The 1,563-nt window shown below is 63.0% G+C and carries 1 protein-coding gene; it reads right to left on the bottom strand.

From position 1 onward, the window contains the following. Positions 1–1,475 (bottom strand): flagellar filament capping protein FliD (fliD, locus tag ACRXB1_RS35825; RefSeq protein ID WP_449494744.1); only part of this gene is annotated, 1,475 nt, incomplete at its 3' end. Between the last annotated feature and the right edge of the window lie 88 nt (positions 1,476–1,563).

The raw sequence follows: 1,563 nt of genomic DNA, 5'->3' as shown, positions 1-1,563 counted from the left end.
AGGTAGCTGGCGTTGCTTGTCGATTGCGACATCAGCGTGTTCAGCGCCGTGAATTGCGCGTTGTACGAAGTCGTCAACTGCGCGGCGTATGCCGTGAGTGCCGTTTGCTGGTCGCTCAGGCTTTTCAGGTCGGCGGTCAGCGCGGTCGAGCGCGTATCCATGATGCCGCCGGTCGCAAGGAACGACGTCAGGTCGTTGTTCATGTTCGCGGCAACGCCGTTAGTCGAATTGAACAACTTCGCGACGGTTTGCGGATCGCTGCTGAGCGCGGCGGTGAGCGCATCGGAATCGGTCTTGAGCGTGCCGTCCGGCTGCAGCGTGATGCCGATAGACGCGAGATTGACCGCGGACGAGCCCGCGCCGACCGCGCCGCTGATGGCGCTCGAGAGCGTGTTGCGGATCGTGTTCATCATGGAGTCGCCGAGCAGCGCGCCCCCTTGCGAACCGACTGCCTGGGTCGAGTCGAACGATGTCAGCGACTGGACCGTGCTCATGTAGTTGTTGTACGCGGTGACGAAGGCGTTGATGGCCGTTGCCTGTCCGGTCGTATCGGGCGCGACGGTCAGCGTCTGCGTGGTGCCGACCGATGTGGAATCGAGCGTCATCGAAACGCCGCTGAGCGCCGTGGTGATCGTGTTGCTGGCGCTGGTTCCGGGCGTGCCCGCGATCGAGAAGTTGGCGTCTTCTCCGGCTACGCTCTGCGTCCAGTTTCCCGATGCAACCGTGGTCACCGAGCCCGTGTAATTGCCGGCCGTTTCCGAGCTGCTTGCGGGCGCGGATGCCGTGCCCGAGGTCACGGCGAGGTTGTTCAGCGCATCGCCCGATGCCGTCCCCGAGATCGAGACATTGATCCCGTTCGAAACACCCGTGGACGACGAACGCAGCACGAGATGCGCGCCGTCCGTGCCGTTCACGATGGCCGCCGTCACGCCCGGATTGCCGGACGCCGAATTGATGGCCGATGCAATGCCCGACAGCGTGTTGTTGTCCGACGTGACCGGGATCGACATGTTCTTGCCGCCGACCGAGATGGTCATGGTCCCGGTGCCGAGCGTATCGGTCGACTTGAACGCGCCCGACGTAATCGACTGCGATGTCGCGATATTCGAGACCTGCACGGAATAGGAGCCCGCCACCGCGCCGGAGGTGCCCTTCGCAGTGATGCCCTTGCCGTCGCCGGTCGCCGTGAAGGCAGAGAGCGTCGTGCCGTCCGAGAGCGCCGAAAGAGACGTCTGCAGCAGGGACATCACCGATTTCAGCGTGCCGAGCGCCGTGACCTGCGTGTTGTCCGTGGTGGTCTTGCTATTGAGAGTGTCCGTCTGGCCCGCGATTTTCGAATTGACGAGCGCGGTGACCAGGGAGTTCACGTCCATGGTCGAGCCGGTCGAGCCGCTGATGATCGACTGTGCGGCCTGCTGGACCGCGCTGTTCGGGTCAACGGTTGAACCGGTTGACGATGTAGATATCGTGCTCATGCATTGCTCCGTTCGTGCGTGGGCCGGAAAACGCTCGATAAATTCCGGAAACGCGAACTGGGAGGCAAGCCTCCCAGCGGTTTTTTTG

It is taken from the genome of Caballeronia sp. M23-90 (assembly GCF_053574605.1).
The sequence above is the reverse complement of the archived record's forward strand: the minus strand, read 5'-3'. Positions and strand labels throughout refer to the sequence as shown.